The 16,144-nt window shown below is 69.6% G+C and carries 14 protein-coding genes; 12 read left to right on the top strand and 2 right to left on the bottom strand.

Going from position 1 to position 16,144, the window contains the following annotated elements:
- Positions 1-26: 26 nt before the first annotated feature.
- Positions 27-470 (bottom strand): SRPBCC family protein, encoded by a 444-nt coding sequence (locus IEY91_RS03800; protein ID WP_164318693.1) that lies wholly within the window; start codon positions 468-470, stop codon positions 27-29.
- A gap of 158 nt (positions 471-628) precedes the next feature.
- Between IEY91_RS03800 and IEY91_RS03795 the strand changes: the two genes are divergently transcribed.
- The 3 genes from IEY91_RS03795 (at position 629) to IEY91_RS03785 (ending at position 3,944) form a co-directional block, all read left to right on the top strand.
- The gene (locus IEY91_RS03795; protein ID WP_189172841.1) at positions 629-1,663 is read left to right on the top strand and encodes an Rv2578c family radical SAM protein; all 1,035 of its coding nucleotides are present in this window, start codon (positions 629-631) and stop codon (positions 1,661-1,663) included.
- A 179-nt stretch (positions 1,664-1,842) separates the two neighbouring features.
- Positions 1,843-3,456 (top strand): alpha/beta hydrolase, encoded by a 1,614-nt coding sequence (locus IEY91_RS03790; protein ID WP_189172840.1) that lies wholly within the window; start codon positions 1,843-1,845, stop codon positions 3,454-3,456.
- A gap of 71 nt (positions 3,457-3,527) precedes the next feature.
- A complete protein-coding gene (locus IEY91_RS03785; protein WP_164318749.1) occupies positions 3,528-3,944 on the top strand; it encodes a RidA family protein in 417 nt (138 codons plus the stop codon).
- 103 nt (positions 3,945-4,047) lie between these two features.
- Here IEY91_RS03785 and IEY91_RS03780 read toward each other — a convergent pair whose 3' ends face one another.
- Complete coding sequence (locus tag IEY91_RS03780; RefSeq protein WP_164318751.1) at positions 4,048-4,641, bottom strand: HEAT repeat domain-containing protein; 594 nt, start codon at positions 4,639-4,641, stop codon at positions 4,048-4,050.
- Positions 4,642-5,010: 369 nt separating this feature from the next.
- Between IEY91_RS03780 and IEY91_RS03775 the strand changes: the two genes are divergently transcribed.
- From IEY91_RS03775 to pssA, 9 genes are all read left to right on the top strand, one after another.
- The gene (locus IEY91_RS03775) at positions 5,011-6,792 is read left to right on the top strand and encodes a 3-hydroxyacyl-CoA dehydrogenase family protein (RefSeq protein WP_189172839.1); all 1,782 of its coding nucleotides are present in this window, start codon (positions 5,011-5,013) and stop codon (positions 6,790-6,792) included.
- A gap of 118 nt (positions 6,793-6,910) precedes the next feature.
- Positions 6,911-7,738, top strand: a complete 828-nt coding sequence (locus tag IEY91_RS03770; RefSeq protein ID WP_189172838.1) for a TetR family transcriptional regulator — start codon at positions 6,911-6,913, stop codon at positions 7,736-7,738.
- Between the two features lie 447 nt (positions 7,739-8,185).
- Positions 8,186-9,523, top strand: coding sequence for a crotonyl-CoA carboxylase/reductase (gene ccrA / locus IEY91_RS03765; RefSeq protein WP_189172837.1), 1,338 nt, complete (start codon positions 8,186-8,188; stop codon positions 9,521-9,523).
- 17 nt (positions 9,524-9,540) lie between these two features.
- Positions 9,541-11,592: an ethylmalonyl-CoA mutase gene (locus tag IEY91_RS03760; RefSeq protein ID WP_189172836.1), complete on the top strand. Its 2,052-nt coding sequence runs from the start codon at positions 9,541-9,543 to the stop codon at positions 11,590-11,592.
- The gene (locus IEY91_RS03755; protein WP_164318761.1) at positions 11,589-12,572 is read left to right on the top strand and encodes an HpcH/HpaI aldolase/citrate lyase family protein; all 984 of its coding nucleotides are present in this window, start codon (positions 11,589-11,591) and stop codon (positions 12,570-12,572) included. Before IEY91_RS03760 ends, IEY91_RS03755 begins: the two co-directional genes overlap by 4 nt.
- Positions 12,573-12,577: 5 nt before the next feature.
- Positions 12,578-13,132 carry a MaoC family dehydratase gene (locus IEY91_RS03750; protein ID WP_164318763.1) on the top strand — a complete coding sequence of 185 codons (555 nt, stop codon included), beginning with the start codon at positions 12,578-12,580 and terminating at the stop codon, positions 13,130-13,132.
- Positions 13,129-14,334, top strand: coding sequence for an acyl-CoA dehydrogenase family protein (locus IEY91_RS03745; protein ID WP_189172835.1), 1,206 nt, complete (start codon positions 13,129-13,131; stop codon positions 14,332-14,334). The genes IEY91_RS03750 and IEY91_RS03745 overlap by 4 nt, the downstream gene beginning before the upstream one ends.
- Positions 14,335-14,516: 182 nt before the next feature.
- The gene (locus tag IEY91_RS03740) at positions 14,517-15,173 is read left to right on the top strand and encodes a phosphatidylserine decarboxylase (protein ID WP_078621543.1); all 657 of its coding nucleotides are present in this window, start codon (positions 14,517-14,519) and stop codon (positions 15,171-15,173) included.
- Positions 15,160-16,026 (top strand): CDP-diacylglycerol--serine O-phosphatidyltransferase, encoded by an 867-nt coding sequence (gene pssA, locus IEY91_RS03735; RefSeq protein WP_164318767.1) that lies wholly within the window; start codon positions 15,160-15,162, stop codon positions 16,024-16,026. Before IEY91_RS03740 ends, pssA begins: the two co-directional genes overlap by 14 nt.
- The last annotated feature ends 118 nt before the right edge of the window (positions 16,027-16,144 follow it).

The raw sequence follows: 16,144 nt of genomic DNA, 5'->3' as shown, positions 1-16,144 counted from the left end.
CGAGGGCCCCAACCAGCCGGGTGGGCCTACTTCTCGACCTCTGCGGCGAGCTTGTCGAGCACGGCGTCGTAGATCCGCCCGAGGCCCTTGGGCGCGAAGGTCTTCTCGAAGAAGCCGCCGATGCCGCCCGCGCCGTCCCACACCGTGGAGACGACGACGCGCGAGGCGCCCTCGCCCCCCGGGGTCACGCGCCAGGTGGTGACCATGGACGAGTTGCGGTCCTTCTCGACGAGTTCGCCGTCGGTGGGCTCGGTCACCTCGAGCAGGCAGTCGCGGATCCGCTTGCTGGTGGCCTGGAGCTTCCAGTGGACGAGGGTGCCCTCGCCGTCGCCGCCCTCGCGCACCTCGTACTCACTGAAGTGCTCCGAAAGGATCTTCGCGCGCGTGCCGCTGTAGTCGGCCAGTGCATCGAAGACGCCCTCCGGCTGTGCCGCGATGATCCGCTCCGTGGTGGCCTCGACCTGCGCCATTGCACTTCCTCCAGCAGTTGGTGTCCCAGGGGGTGGACGGTCAGCCAACCACCCCGCGCACCGGCGCCCCAAATCGGGTCCGGGACACGTTCGCACGATCAAGGGAACATCTGTTCTATTCTGTGGTCAGTGCTCGTCACTGCTACGGAGGAGGCGCCATGCGCTGGGAGAACTTGTCCGACGGCCCGCGAAGGGGCGCCGCGGACCCCGCGCTGTTCGGCGCGGACGCGGTGACGACGCGGACCTTCGACACCCCCGAGTTCCGCGGGATCACCTTTCACGAGATCCGGGCCAAGTCGATCGTGAACCGGGTGCCGGGGGCGTCCCGCATGCCCTTCGAGTGGACGGTCAACCCTTATCGCGGCTGCACGCACGCGTGCGTGTACTGCTTCGCCCGCAAGACGCACAGCTATCTCGACCTGGACACCGGCCTCGGCTTCGACAGCCAGATCGTGGTGAAGGTCAACGCGCCCGAGCTGCTGCGCCGCGGGCTCGCGGCACCGAGTTGGCGCGGCGAGCACATCGCGATGGGCACGAACGTCGACTGCTACCAGCGCGCGGAGGGCCGGTACGCGCTGATGCCGGGCATCATCGCGGCCCTGCGCGACCGGGCCAACCCGTTCTCGATCCTCACGAAGGGCACGCTGATCCTGCGCGACCTCGACCTGCTGCGGCAGGCCGCCGCCGTCACGGACGTCGGCATCTCGGTGTCCGTGGGCTTCATGGACGAGCAGCTCTGGCGCACGGTCGAGCCGGGCACGCCCGCGCCCGCGCGGCGCCTGGAGGTCGTGCGCACCCTCAGCGGGCACGGCATCGAGTGCGGCGTCCTGATGGCCCCGGTGATCCCGTTCCTCGGCGACCATCCGGACCAGTTGCGCGCCACGGTGCGGGCGATCGCCGCGGCCGGGGCGACCTCGGTGACACCGCTGGTGCTGCATCTGCGGCCGGGCGCGCGCGAGTGGTTCATGACCTGGCTCGCGAGCCACCACCCGCATCTGGTGCGGCGCTACGAGCGGTTGTACGCGGACGGCGCCTACGCCCCCAAGTGGTACCAGCGCCGGATCACCCGCCATGTGCACGAGCTGGCGCGGGAGTTCGGCATCGGCCCCTCGCGCGCGGGTGCCGCGCGCCGCATACCCGAGCCCCAGGAGACGCCGCCCGCACCGACCGCCACCCAGCTCACGCTGCTGTGAGCCGCGGCCGGACCACCGCGGTGACCACTGCCGCGACCCGGGCTGGGCCATCGCGGGGTTCGTCATGCTCCTTTCAGGTCATTCCTTCATAGAACGCCTTCTTCCGGGCGGGCTTTCCGGGACGATGCCGCGGGGGTCGTGGGCCTCGCGGCCCCGAACCCTCCGCTCTGGGAGGCTCGATGAGAGCAACCGCCGTCTCGCTGTGCGGTGTCGCCGCTCTGATGACCGGTCTCGTCGCGGCGGTGCCGTCCGCCGCGGGCACCGACGCGCGGTCCGCGCCCCGCACCGCGCACACCCCGCACACCCTCACGTGGAAGAAGTGCGCCACCAAGGACCACCCCCGGCTCCAGTGCGCGTCCCTGAAGGTGCCGCTCGACCACGACCGCCCGCACGGCGAGCAGATCACGCTCGCCCTGTCGCGGGTCCAGCACACCGCGAAGACGTACCAGGGCCCGCTCCTGGTGAACCCCGGCGGTCCCGGCGGCAGCGGCCTGAGCATGGCCGGGTTCGTCGCCAAGACGCTGCCCAAGAAGGTGGCCGCCGGCTACGACGTCATCGGCTTCGACCCGCGCGGGGTGGGCCGCAGCAAGCCCGCCCTGAACTGCCGCCCCGGCCACGCCAAGCCGGTGCGGCCCGCCACGGTGCCGTACACGCACGCCCTGGAGAGGGCCAACATCGACCGCGCGCGGGCGTTCGCGGAGGCGTGCGGCTCGAAGTACGCGGACGTCCTGCCGTTCATCGACACGGTGAGCGCGGTCAAGGACCTGGACGCGATCCGCGCGGCGCTGGGCGCCGAGAAGATCAACTACTTCGGGTACTCGTACGGCACCTATCTCGGCGCGGTGTACGCCAAGCTCTTCCCCGACCGGGTCCGCCGCATGGCCCTGGACTCCGTGGTCGACCCGCACAACGTCTGGTACGACGCCAACCTCACCCAGGACTTCGCCTTCGACGCCCGGCACAAGGCCTTCCTGGCGTGGGTCGCCAAGCACGACAAGAAGTACCGGCTCGGCACGGACCCGGCGAAGGTCGAGGCCAAGTGGTACGCGATGCGTAGCGCGCTCGCCAAGAAGCCGGCCGGCAAGAAGGTCGGCGCGGCCGAGTTGGAGGACACCTTCATGCCGGGCGGCTACTTCGACGGCTACTGGCCCTTCCTGGCGGAGGCGTTCGCGGCGTACGCCAACGGCAAGGGCACGGGCCCGCTCGTCGAGGCGTACGAGAACTTCGGCGCCGTGGACGCGGCGGGCGACAACAGCTATTCGGTGTACGCGGCCGTGGGCTGCCGGCACGCGGCGTGGCCGCGCGACTGGGAGCAGTGGCGCCGCGACAACTGGCAGGTGCACGCGAAGGCGCCGTTCATGACCTGGAACAACGCCTGGTACAACGCTCCGTGCGCGTTCTGGCCGGTGCGGTCGTTGCAGCCGGTCGACGTCACCAACGCCTCCGTGCCGCCGGTGCTGATCTTCCAGGCGACCGACGACGCGGCCACGCCGTACGAGGGCGCGATCACGATGCACCGCAAGCTGCGCGGTTCGCGCCTCGTGGTGGAGCAGGGCGGCGGCAACCACGGCATCACGCTGAGCGGGAACGCCTGCCTGGACGGGCACCTGGCGGCGTACCTGACGAACGGCAAGGTGCCGCAGAGCGGCGGCGAGGTCGACGCGGTCTGCAAGCGGCTGCCCGAACCGAAGCCGAGGAGCGCGGCGCGGGGCGCGGCGGAGACGGGTGCCGCCCCGAGCGGCGCCTCCGGGAGCGGCGCGGAACTGCACGGGCTGCTGGGCTTCCGGGGCTGAGCCCCGGCTCCCGGGCCGAACGCCGACCTCCGTCGGGGGCGTTGTCAGACCCATGGTCCACCATGGTGACCATGAGCGAACTGACGTACATCAACGCCCCCGACGGGGTCGCCCCCGCGACGCAGTACACGCACGTCGTGACGGGCACCGGCCGCCTCGTCGCCGTCTCCGGTCAGCTCGCCCTCGACGAACAGGGCAAGCTGGTCGGCGAGGGGGACGCCGTGGCGCAGGCCCACCAGGTCTTCGAGAATCTGCGGCGCTGTCTGACCGCCGCGGGCGCGGGCTTCGACGACGTGATCAAGCTGACGTATTTCGTCACGGACGTGGCGCACATGCCCGCGATCCGGGCCGCGCGGAACGCGCACCTGGACCCCGCCCGGATGCCCGCGGCATCGGCCGTGCAGGTCGCGGCCCTCATGGGGCCCGAATTCCTCATGGAGATAGAGGCGCTGGCGCTGATACCGGAGGAGCGGCCGACGAGCGCCTAGCCTCCGCCGCCCCACACCCCACGCCTGGCCAGGCCCTGCGCCCGGACAGGCATCACGCCCAGCACCTCCTCACACCCAGCCCCGCCTCGCGCCCGGTCCCGCCTCACGACCCCGACGCCCGCACCGACACCCGCGCCAGTGCCGCCGCCGCGGCCGCCGCCAGGCGGGGATGCCCGCAGGCAGCCGTGAGCACCGGTATGGCCCGCGCGTCCCCCAGCGCCCCGAGCCCCTCCACACACGCGAGGGCGACCTTGCCGTACGGGTCGTTGGGAGTCAGGCGGCGCTGGAGGGTGATGATCAGCGCGGGGGCCGACTCCGGGGCGCGCAGCTCGGTGAGCAGCCGCACCGGGTGCAGGGCGTAGGCCACGCGCAGCTCGTTCGTGGCGAGCGCGGCCGCCGCGCGGGCGGTGCGCGGATCCCCGAGGCGCGCGAGGGCGTAGGCCGCGGCGGCGCAGCGCGGCGGATCCCGGTGGTTGAGCAGCAGGACCAGCGACTCGAAGGCCCGCCGGTCCCCGAGGACGCCGAGTTTGACCGCCGCCAACTCCCGCGCCCACAAAGGCTGTCCCGCCGCGTGCAGCGACCCCGCGAGCTCGTCCGGATCACCGGCGGCCAGTAGTCCCTCGTACGCCTCGATCACTCCCGACGCAGCCGCCTCGCGTCGTAAGCGATCCGTCACCGTCCGCAACTCCGCATCCATGCGGTGAGCCTAGTCGCGACGGAGGTCACAGACACCGGGGGCTGGCGCGCTCGTTACTCACCGGTTAATCTCAAGTGAGCGGGGCACACTCCCCGTACGCAGTTCGCTTTCAGCACCTCGACTCATGACGGCCTGGTGACGCAGCCGTCGCGAGTGTTGTCGGTTCGGTACGCATGTACCGCAGGACGGCGTGGTCCCGGGACAGGGCCCGTCGGTTCTCCCCCTCGCGCAACCTCCGCACGCCGTACGCCACTTCACGCCCGCTCGCGTGGCCGCCACGCACGCACGCGTGACCCGTGTCCGGTGCGCCCCCGCCACGCGCCGTGCGCGTGTGCCCCTCAGTCGTCACTCACTTCCTGGAGTCCACGCATGGACACTCCCTTGAACACGGTCGCCGTCATCGGTCTGGGCACGATGGGCACCGGCATCGCCGAAGTGCTCACCCGCGCGGGCCGCGAGGTCATCGGCATCGACATCAGCGAGCAGGCCGCCGACCGCGCCGTCGCCGCCCTGGAGGCCTCCACCGCGCGTGCCGTGCGCCGCGAGCGGATCTCCGAGAGCGAGCGCGAGGACGCCCTGGCCCGCTTCCGCACGTTCACCGACCTGCGGGCGGCCGCCGACGCCGACCTGGTGATCGAGGTCGCCCCGGAGACGTACGAGATCAAGCAGCAGATCTTCCGTGAGCTCGACGGCATCGTGCGCGCCGACACGATCCTCGCCACCGGCACCAACGCGCTGTCCGTGACACGTCTGGCGGCCGAATCCGCGCACCCGGAGCGGGTGTTGGGCCTGCACTTCTTCAACCCGGCGCCCGCCATGAAGCTCGTCGAGATCGTCTCGTCCGTGCTCACCGCGCCGGCCGCGGTGGCGACGGTCACCGAGCTGGCCTGCGCGCTCGGCAAGGAGCCCGTCGCCGTCGGCGACCGCCCCGGTTTCGTCGCCGACGGGCTGCTGTTCGGCTACCTCAACCAGGCGGCGGCGATGTACGAGGCCAAGTACGCGAGCCGGGAGGACATCGACGCCGCGATGCGGCTCGGCTGCGGGCTGCCGATGGGCCCGCTCGCGCTGCTCGACCTGATCGGCGTCGACACCGCCCGTACCGTCCTGGACGCCATGTACGCCGAGTCGCGGGACCGGCTGCACGCGCCCGCCCCGATCCTCAAGCAGCTCAGCGAGGCGGGCCTGACGGGGCGCAAGTCGGGCCGCGGCTTCTACACGTACGCCGCGTCAGGGAGCGACGAGGTGGTGCGGGACGCCGCGACACCGCTCGAAGGCACGCGGCAGGCGCGCGGACGTGAGGTGCGCGCCGTCGGAGTGGCCGGTTCCGGGACCATGGCATCGGGAATCGCGGAGGTCTTCGCGAAGGCCGGGTACGACGTGGTGCTCGCCGCCCGCAGCGAGGAGAAGGCCGCCGCGGCCAAGTCCCGTGTCGCCAAGTCGCTTTCGCGCTCCGTCGACAAGGGGCGGATGACGGCGGAGGCGGCGGCGAAGACCCTGGACCGGATCACGCCGAGCGGGACGTACGACTCGTTCGCCGACGTCGATCTCGCCCTGGAGGCGGTCGCCGAGGACCTGGAGATCAAGCAGCAGCTGTTCGCGACGCTCGACAAGGTCTGCAAGCCGGGCGCGGTCCTCGCCACCACCACGTCCTCGCTGCCGGTCGTGGCCTGCGCCCGCGCCACCTCACGGCCCGGCGACGTGATCGGCCTGCACTTCTTCAACCCGGCGCCCGCCATGAAGCTCGTCGAGGTCGTGCGCACCGTCCTGACCGAGGACGACGTGCACGCCACGGCCCGCGAGGTGTGCGCGTCGATCAAGAAGCACCCGGTGGACTGCGGCGACCGGGCCGGCTTCATCGTGAACGCGCTGCTCTTCCCGTACCTCAACAACGCGATCAAGATGGTCCAGGAACACTACGCGTCTCTTGACGACATTGACGCCGCCATGAAGCTGGGCGGCGGCTACCCCATGGGGCCCTTCGAGCTCCTGGACGTCGTCGGCCTGGACGTGTCGCTGGCCATCGAGACGGTGCTGCACCGCGAGTTCCGCGAGCCGGGCCTCGCCCCCGCACCCCTCCTGGAGCATCTGGTGGCCGCGGGCTGCCTCGGCCGCAAGACGGGCCGTGGTTTCCGCGAATATGCCCGGCGCTGACCGGCGCGCGGACCCCGGGGCCAGAGCACACGAAGCGGTGCGCGCCGAGCGCGCGGACTGGGGCGGGCTGCTCGAAGCGTCGGGCGGCCCGCTCCCGCAGGCGCACTCAGCTGCGCACATGCAGTACGTTCGGGGCATGTCCAAGGCCGCCAAGTCCTCACGTACGACAGCTACGCCCGACGCTCCCGAGAGCGCCGCGGGCAGCCGCGCCGCCGCCCAACGGCTCAAGATGCGCCGCGAGCTGGCGGCCGCCGCCATGGAACTGTTCGCGTCCAAGGGGTACGAGGCGACGACGGTCGACGAGATCGCCGCCGCGGCCGGAGTGGCCCGCCGGACCTTCTTCCGCCACTTCCGCTCCAAGGAAGAGGCGATCTTCCCCGACCACGACGACACCTTGATCCGCGCGGAGGCCGTGCTCAACGCGGCGCCCGCCCACGAGCACCCGCTCGACACCGTGTGCCGCGGGATCAAGGAGGTCATGAAGATGTACGCCGCGTCGCCCGCCGTCTCCGTGGAGCGGTACCGGCTGACGCGGGAGGTGCCGACGCTGCGCGAGCGCGAGATCGCGTCCGTGGCGCGGTACGAGCGGCTCTTCACGCGCTATCTCCTCGGGCACTTCGACGAGCACGCGCATCATCACGGCAACGACGATCCGCTGCTCGCGGAGGTCGCCGCGTCCGCCGTGGTCACGGCGCACAACCATGTGCTGCGGCGGTGGCTGCGGGCCGGGGGGCAGGGGGACGTGGAGGGGCAGCTCGACCACGCCTTCGGGATCGTGCGGCGCACCTTCGGCACGGGGATCCCGGCCGGGCGGGACACGGTGCCCCCGTCGGGGGCGGCGACCGTCTCCGACGGGGGTGAGGTGCTCGTTACCGTTGCTCGCACCGACGCTCCCCTCGAAGAGGTCATGCGGACCATCGAGAAGGCGTTGCGCAGCCGGTCCTGACGGGGCTTCGCCCCTTTCCCCCTTTTCGGCCCTTCGGGCCTCGTCCTCAAACGCCGGACGGGCTGATTACCTACTGGTAGGTAGTCGGCCCTCCGGCGTTTCGCATGCCCCCTGACCTGCAATGATCGATCATCGCTCAGATGAACCCCCTCGGTGACAACTGAGAGAAATTGTTGGCACTGAGTGTCTTGCCGACTGGCACGCGGTGTCATACGTTGATGTTGTCCGGGCGGCCGGCACGCGGAGAACTTCCGTACGCCGGCTGTCCCCGCAAGCCATTGGCGAGCGCGCCCGGACGCCTGCGTCACAGGCACCTCCCGCGCCCCACCACGGCGTCGCCACAGCACCACCTCCGCCGAACCGACGGCACCACACCCTTTCCAGCACCACCCCGACGTACCCCTCAGAGCGCCACCCGCCGGTGGCGCCCTTCGCCGGAGGCATCCCATGCAGGAAATCCTGGACGCGATCCAGTCGCAGGACGCCGAGTCCGCCGACTTCGCCGCGCTGCCACTGCCCGAGTCGTACCGCGCGGTGACCGTGCACAAGGACGAGACGGAGCTGTTCGCCGGGCTCGCCACGCGCGACAAGGACCCGCGCAAGTCCCTGCACCTCGACGACGTCCCCGTGCCCGAACTCGGGCCGGGCGAGGCCCTGGTGGCCGTGATGGCGTCGTCGGTGAACTACAACTCCGTGTGGACGTCGATCTTCGAGCCGATGTCGACGTTCGGATTCCTGGAGCGGTACGGCAGGCTCAGCGAGCTGACGAAGCGTCATGACCTGCCGTACCACATCATCGGCTCCGACCTCGCGGGCGTCGTCCTGCGCACCGGCCCCGGCGTGAACGCCTGGCACCCCGGCGACGAGGTCGTCGCGCACTGCCTGTCGGTGGAGCTGGAGTCCTCCGACGGCCACAACGACACGATGCTCGACCCCGAGCAGCGCATCTGGGGCTTCGAGACCAACTTCGGCGGGCTCGCCGAGATCGCGCTCGTGAAGTCCAACCAGCTCATGCCGAAGCCGGACCACCTGAGCTGGGAGGAGGCGGCGGCGCCTGGCCTGGTGAACTCCACCGCGTACCGCCAGCTCGTCTCGCAGAACGGCGCCGGCATGAAGCAGGGCGACAACGTGCTGATCTGGGGCGCCAGCGGCGGACTCGGGTCGTACGCCACGCAGTTCGCGCTGGCCGGCGGCGCCAATCCCATCTGTGTGGTCTCCAGCCCGCAGAAGGCCGAGATCTGCCGCGCCATGGGCGCCGACGCGATCATCGACCGCAACGCCGAGGGCTACAAGTTCTGGAAGGACGAGCACCACCAGGACCCCAAGGAGTGGAAGCGGTTCGGCAACCGGATCCGTGAGCTGACGGGCGGCGAGGACGTCGACATCGTCTTCGAGCACCCAGGGCGCGAAACGTTCGGCGCGTCCGTCTACGTCACACGCAAGGGCGGCACGATCGTCACCTGCGCCTCGACGTCCGGGTTCCAGCACGAGTACGACAACCGGTACCTGTGGATGTCGCTGAAGCGCATCGTGGGCTCGCACTTCGCCAACTACCGCGAGGCCTGGGAGGCCAACCGGCTGGTCGCCAAGGGCAAGATCCACCCGACGCTCTCCAAGGTGTACTCCCTGGAGGACACCGGGCAGGCCGCCCACGACGTGCACCGCAACGTCCACCAGGGCAAGGTCGGCGTCCTCGCGCTCGCGCCCGCCGAGGGGCTCGGCGTGCGCGACCACGAGATGCGGGCCAAGCACCTCGACGCCATCAACCGCTTCCGCGACATCTGAGGGGCGAGGGCCCATACATGACTGAGCGTCAGAAGGACCGGCCGTGGCTGATGCGCACCTACGCCGGTCACTCCACGGCGGAGGCGTCGAACGAGCTGTACCGGCGCAACCTCGCCAAGGGCCAGACCGGCCTGTCGGTCGCCTTCGACCTGCCGACGCAGACGGGGTACGACCCGGACCACATCCTCGCGCGCGGGGAGGTGGGCCGGGTCGGCGTCCCGGTGTCCCATCTCGGTGACATGCGGCGGCTGTTCCAGGACATCCCCCTGGAGCAGATGAACACCTCCATGACGATCAACGCGACCGCCATGTGGCTGCTCGCGCTGTACCAGGTCGTCGCCGAGGAGCAGGGCGTCGACATCACCCAGCTCCAGGGGACGACGCAGAACGACATCGTCAAGGAGTACCTGTCGCGCGGCACCCACGTCTTCCCGCCGGGGCCGAGCCTGCGACTGACCACCGACATGATCACGTACACGGTGGCGCACATCCCCAAGTGGAACCCGATCAACATCTGCAGCTATCACCTGCAGGAGGCCGGGGCCACGCCGGTGCAGGAGATCGCGTACGCGATGAGCACGGCGATCGCGGTGCTCGACGCGGTGCGCGCCTCCGGGCAGGTGCCCGAGGAGAAGTTCGGTGACGTCGTCGCGCGCATCTCCTTCTTCGTGAACGCCGGTGTGCGGTTCATCGAGGAGATGTGCAAGATGCGGGCCTTCGGGCGCATCTGGGACCGCGTCGCGCGCCAGCGGTACGGCATCACCAACCCCAAGCAGCGCCGCTTCCGCTACGGCGTGCAGGTCAACTCCCTCGGCCTGACCGAGGCGCAGCCGGAGAACAACGTCCAGCGCATCGTCCTGGAGATGCTCGCCGTCACGCTGTCGAAGGACGCACGCGCGCGTGCCGTGCAGCTGCCCGCGTGGAACGAGGCGCTCGGCCTGCCGCGCCCCTGGGACCAGCAGTGGTCGCTGCGCATCCAGCAGGTCCTCGCGCACGAGAGCGACCTCCTGGAGTACGAGGACATCTTCGCGGGCTCCCATGTCATCGAGGCCAAGGTGGACGCCCTCGTGGAGGAGTCCCTGGAGGAGATGGACCGCATCGAGCAGATGGGCGGCGCGATGGCCGCCGTCGAGTCGGGCTATCTGAAGGCGGCGCTCGTGTCCTCGCACGCCGAGCGCCGGGCGCGCATCGAGGCGGGCGAGGACAAGATCATCGGTGTGAACGTCTTCAAGACGACGGAGCCGAACCCGCTCACCGCCGACCTCGACACCGCGATCATGACGGTCGACCTCAAGGTCGAGGCGCGCGTGGTGGAGGCCATCGGTTCGTGGCGCACCACCCGCCAGGAGTCCTCGGACCGCCAGGGCATGGGCGACCCGTTCCACTTCCCGACGGTCGGGCAGGCGCTCGACCGGCTCAAGGAGGTCGCGGCCGGCACCGGCAACCTGATGGAGGCCACCTTGGAGTGCGCGCGCGCCGGTGTGACGACCGGGGAGTGGGCGGGCGCGCTGCGGGAGGTCTTCGGGGAGTTCCGGGCGCCCACGGGCGTCTCAGGGGCGCCGGTGGCCGTCACGGCGGAGGCGGGCACGCCGCTCGCCGCGGTCCGCGAGAAGGTCGAGAAGACCGCCGCGGACCTCGGCACGGGCAAGCTGCGCTTCCTCGTCGGCAAGCCGGGCCTGGACGGGCACTCCAACGGCGCCGAGCAGATCGCGGTGCGCGCGCGTGACGCCGGGTTCGAGGTCGTCTACCAGGGCATCCGGCTCACGCCCGAGCAGATCGTGGACGCGGCGCTCGCGGAGGACGTGCACGCCGTGGGCCTGTCGATCCTCTCCGGCTCGCACGCGCAGCTCGTGCCGGACGTCCTGGTGCGGCTGCGCACCGCGGGCGCGCACGACATCCCCCTGATCGCGGGCGGCATCATCCCCAGCAGCGACGCCGAGGACCTGAAGGCGGCGGGTGTGGCCGCCGTGTTCACCCCCAAGGACTTCGGCATCACGGAGATCATCGGCCGTATCGTCGACGAGATCCGGAAAGCGAACCACCTCGACCCCCTGGAGGTCCCCGCATGACCCCGTCCCAGCAGCAGTCCGGCGCCGTGAACCGGCTCCGCCCGCGCCGCTCCTGCCTCGCCGTGCCGGGCTCCAACCCGCGCTTCCTGGAGAAGGCCCAGGGCCTGCCCGCCGACCAGGTGTTCCTCGACCTCGAGGACGCGTGCGCGCCGCTCGCCAAGCCGGAGGCGCGGCACACCATCGTCAAGTTCCTCAACGAGGGCGACTGGACGGGCAAGACACGGGTGGTGCGCGTCAACGACTGGACGACGCAGTGGACGTACCGCGACGTCGTGACCGTGGTCGAGGGCGCGGGCCCCAATCTTGACTGCATCATGCTGCCCAAGGTCCAGGACGCCCAGCAGATCGTGGCCCTCGACCTGCTGCTTACGCAGATCGAGAAGACGATGGGCTTCGAGGTCGGCAGGATCGGCATTGAGGCGCAGATCGAGAACGCCAAGGGTCTTGTCAATGTTGACGACATCGCCGCCGCCTCGTCACGTATTGAGACGATCATCTTCGGCCCGGCCGACTTCATGGCGTCGATCAACATGAAGTCGCTCGTCGTGGGCGAGCAGCCGCCCGGCTACCCGGCGGACGCGTACCACTACATCCTGATGCGCATCCTGATGGCGGCGCGCACGCACGACCTGCAGGCGATCGACGGCCCGTACCTCCAGATCAAGAACGTCGACGGCTACCGCGAGGTGGCGGGCCGCGCGGCCGCGCTCGGCTTCGACGGCAAGTGGGTGCTGCACCCGGGGCAGGTGGAGGCCGCCAACGAGGTGTTCTCGCCGTCGCAGGAGGACTACGACCACGCCGAGCTGATCCTGGACGCGTACGAGTACTACACGTCCGAGGCGGGCGGCAAGAAGGGCTCGGCGATGCTCGGCGACGAGATGATCGACGAGGCCAGCCGGAAGATGGCGCTCGTCATCTCCGGGAAGGGCCGTGCGGCCGGCATGCGGCGCACCGGCAAGTTCGAGGCTCCGGAGGCGTAGGGATCATGCAATTCGGCCGCACCTATGAGGAGTTCGAGGTCGGCGCCGTGTACAAGCACTGGCCCGGCAAGACGGTCACCGAGTACGACGACCACCTCTTCTGTCTGCTCACCATGAACCATCACCCGCTGCACATGGACAGCAACTACGCGGAAGCCACGACGGACTTCGGGAAGAACGTCGTCGTGGGCAACTACGTCTACTCGCTGCTGCTCGGCATGTCGGTGCCGGACGTCTCGGGCAAGGCGATCGCGAACCTGGAGGTCGAGTCGCTCAAGCATGTGGCGCCGACGTTCCACGGGGACACGATCTACGGCGAGACGACGGTCCTGGACAAGACGCCGTCGAGGTCCAAGTCGGACCGCGGCGTCGTGTACGTGGAGACCAAGGGCTACAAGCAGGACGGCACGCTGGTCTGCGTGTTCCGCCGCAAGGTCATGGTGCCCACGGAGACGTACATCAAGGAGCGCGGGGGCGAGCAGCCCGGCCGCCCGGAGTTGATCGAGCCCGCGGCGAGGAAGTCCGCGCCCGCGGCGCAGAAGACGGAGAAGCAGTCATGACGCGACTCGCGCAGACCGCCGGTCTGACCGACATCCAGCGGGAAATCCTGTCCACCGTCAGGGACTTCGTCGACAAAGAGATCCTGCCGGTCGCGACCGAGCTCGAGCACCGGGACGAGTACCCGCAGGCGATCGTGGACGGCCTCAAGGAGTTGGGCCTGTTCGGCCTGATGATCCCGGAGGAGTACGGGGGTCTGGGCGAGTCGCTGCTCACGTACGCGCTGTGCGTGGAGGAGATAGCGCGCGGCTGGATGTCGGTGTCCGGCATCATCAACACCCACTTCATCGTGGCGTACATGCTCAAGCAGCACGGCACGCAGGAGCAGAAGGACCACTTCCTGCCGCGGATGGCGACGGGTGAGGTGCGGGGCGCGTTCTCGATGTCGGAGCCGGGGCTCGGCTCGGACGTGTCGGCGATCACGTCGAAGGCGGTGCAGGACGGCGAGGAGTACGTCCTCAACGGCCAGAAGATGTGGCTGACGAACGGGGGGTCGTCAACTCTGGTCGCCGTGCTCGTCAGAAGTGACGAAGGACACCCTGAGGGCACCGCCCCGCACAAGTCGATGACGACGTTCCTGGTGGAGAAGGAGCCGGGCTTCGGCGAGGTGCGTCCGGGTCTGACCATCCCCGGGAAGATCGACAAGATGGGTTACAAGGGTGTCGACACCACCGAGTTGATCATGGATGGCCTGCGCATTCCGGCCAATCGCGTCCTTGGCGGGGCAACCGGCCGAGGGTTTTACCAAATGATGGACGGGGTCGAGGTCGGCCGCGTGAATGTGGCCGCGCGTGGCTGTGGTGTCGCACAGCGTGCCTTCGAATTGGGTGTCTCGTATGCCCAGCAACGTCACACTTTCGGCAAGCCGATCGCCCAGCACCAGGCAATTCAGTTCAAGCTGGCCGAGATGGCTACCAAGGTCGAGGCCGCCCATGCGATGATGGTGAACGCAGCACGCAAAAAGGACTCCGGGGAGCGAAACGACCTCGAGGCAGGGATGGCGAAGTACCTGGCATCCGAATACTGCAAAGAAGTCGTAGAGGACGCGTTCAGGATTCACGGCGGGTACGGCTTCTCGAAGGAGTACGAGATCGAGCGTCTCTACCGAGAGGCGCCCATGCTGTTGATCGGTGAAGGAACCGCCGAGATCCAGAAAATGATCATTGGCCGACGACTCCTCGAAGAGTATCGATTCCAGGGCTGAATGTCTGACTTGGGGTGATTCCTTCGAGATTTATTCGAGAAGAAGATCACACCCAGTCAGCACGCCCCTGCGGCCGACTCGGCTTCCTGGCTTGCCCAGTTGTGGCTCGCAACCGATACGATCCCGGGAAAGCCGCCGTCCCCCCGTATGCAGTGCGGCATCATCCGCTACGAAGGTCATCCATGCCCCACAGCCAAACCTCTGCACCTCGCGTCAGCTTCCTTGGTGGACGCCTCGCGCGCGGAGCATCGCCGTGGCTCCTGCCGACCGTCGCCACCGCGGCCCTCAGCCTGGCCAGGTCGCGCCGCTCCAAGGGCGCGGCCGCGATCGCCGTGCCCACCACCGCGCTCGCGGCGGGCATGCTGTGGTTCTTCCGCGACCCCGAGCGCGAGATCACCCGGGGCCGGGTCATCTCGCCGGCCGACGGTGTCGTACAGAGCATCATGCCGTGGAAGGACGGGCGCACCCGCGTCGCGATCTTCATGAGCCCGCTGAACGTCCACGTCAACCGCGCGCCGCTGGCCGGCACGGTGACGTCCGTCGAGCACATCCCGGGCGGTTTCGTCCCGGCGTTCAACAAGGAGAGCGAGAACAACGAGCGCGTTGTCTGGCACTTCGACACCGAGCTCGGCGACATCGAGATGATCCAGATCGCGGGCGCCGTCGCCCGCCGCATCGTGCCGTACGTCCCCCAGGGCACCAAGGTGGAGCAGGGCGAGCGCATCGGCCTGATCCGCTTCGGCTCGCGCGTCGACATCTACCTGCCGGAGGGTGTCGAGGTGGACGTCGAGGTGGGGCAGAAGACCGTGGCTGGGGTGACTCGCATTGACCGTGACTGATCCTGAGACACCGGCGGGCTGGGTGCCCGAGTCCGTGAACAACGCAGACCACGCCGACGACGCCGAAGAGGACATGCCGCTGTCGCTGCGCCTCTCGATAGCGGACACCCTCACGCTGGGTAACGCCACGTGCGGCTTCATGGCGGTGTACTTCACCACCACCGGCATCCTCATCCCGCACCTGTCGGGCGACGAGTCGGGCATGGCCCGCAACAGTGCCGCGACCGCGGTGATACTGATGCTGTGCGCGGCGGTCTTCGACCTCTTCGACGGCCTCGTGGCCCGCAAGCTGCGGTCGTCGCCGATGGGCGCGGAGCTGGACAACCTCTCCGACCTGATCAGCTTCGGCCTGGCGCCGGCGTACTTCGTGCTCGTGTACGGCATGGTCGCGAGAGACGCGCATGAGCGGGTCGCGGCGGTGGGCGCCATCGTGGTCCTGCTGGCGGTGGTGCTGCGGCTTGCGAGATTCTCCTGTGTCACGGTGCCGGACGGCACGTTCCAGGGCATGCCGTCGCCGTTCGGGGCGCTGACGGTGGTCTCGATCGTGCTTCTGGAGCTGCCCTTCGTGGCCACGCTCCTCGCGATCATCGGCACGGCCTGGCTGATGGTGAGCCGGGTCGAGTACCCCAAGCCGCGCGGGCCACTGGCGGTGGCCATGCTCGCCTGGATCGTCTCCGCGATGGGGCTGCTCGCCGCCTGGGCCTTCGACGCCCCCGGTGGCCAGCTGCTGCTTCAGACCGGCTGCGCGCTGCAGCTGGTGCTCGGCGCGGTGATCCCGCTGTTCGCCACGGCTCGCCGGGTGAACAACTTCCGGGACAACCGGCGTGAGGCGCGGGCCACGCAGTTGCCGTAGCGGATCTTGTACGTAGCGCTGAGGGCCCGGACCAATTGGTCCGGGCCCTCTGGCGTGCGTGGACAGCTCAGTTCAGCTGAGTTCAGCTCAGATCAGTTCAGCTCGGATCAGGTCACGC

The sequence above is a fragment of the Streptomyces lasiicapitis genome (assembly GCF_014646335.1).
GTDB lineage: Bacteria > Actinomycetota > Actinomycetes > Streptomycetales > Streptomycetaceae > Streptomyces > Streptomyces lasiicapitis.
Note: the sequence above shows the minus strand (reverse complement) of the source record. Positions and strands in the feature narration are given on the sequence as shown.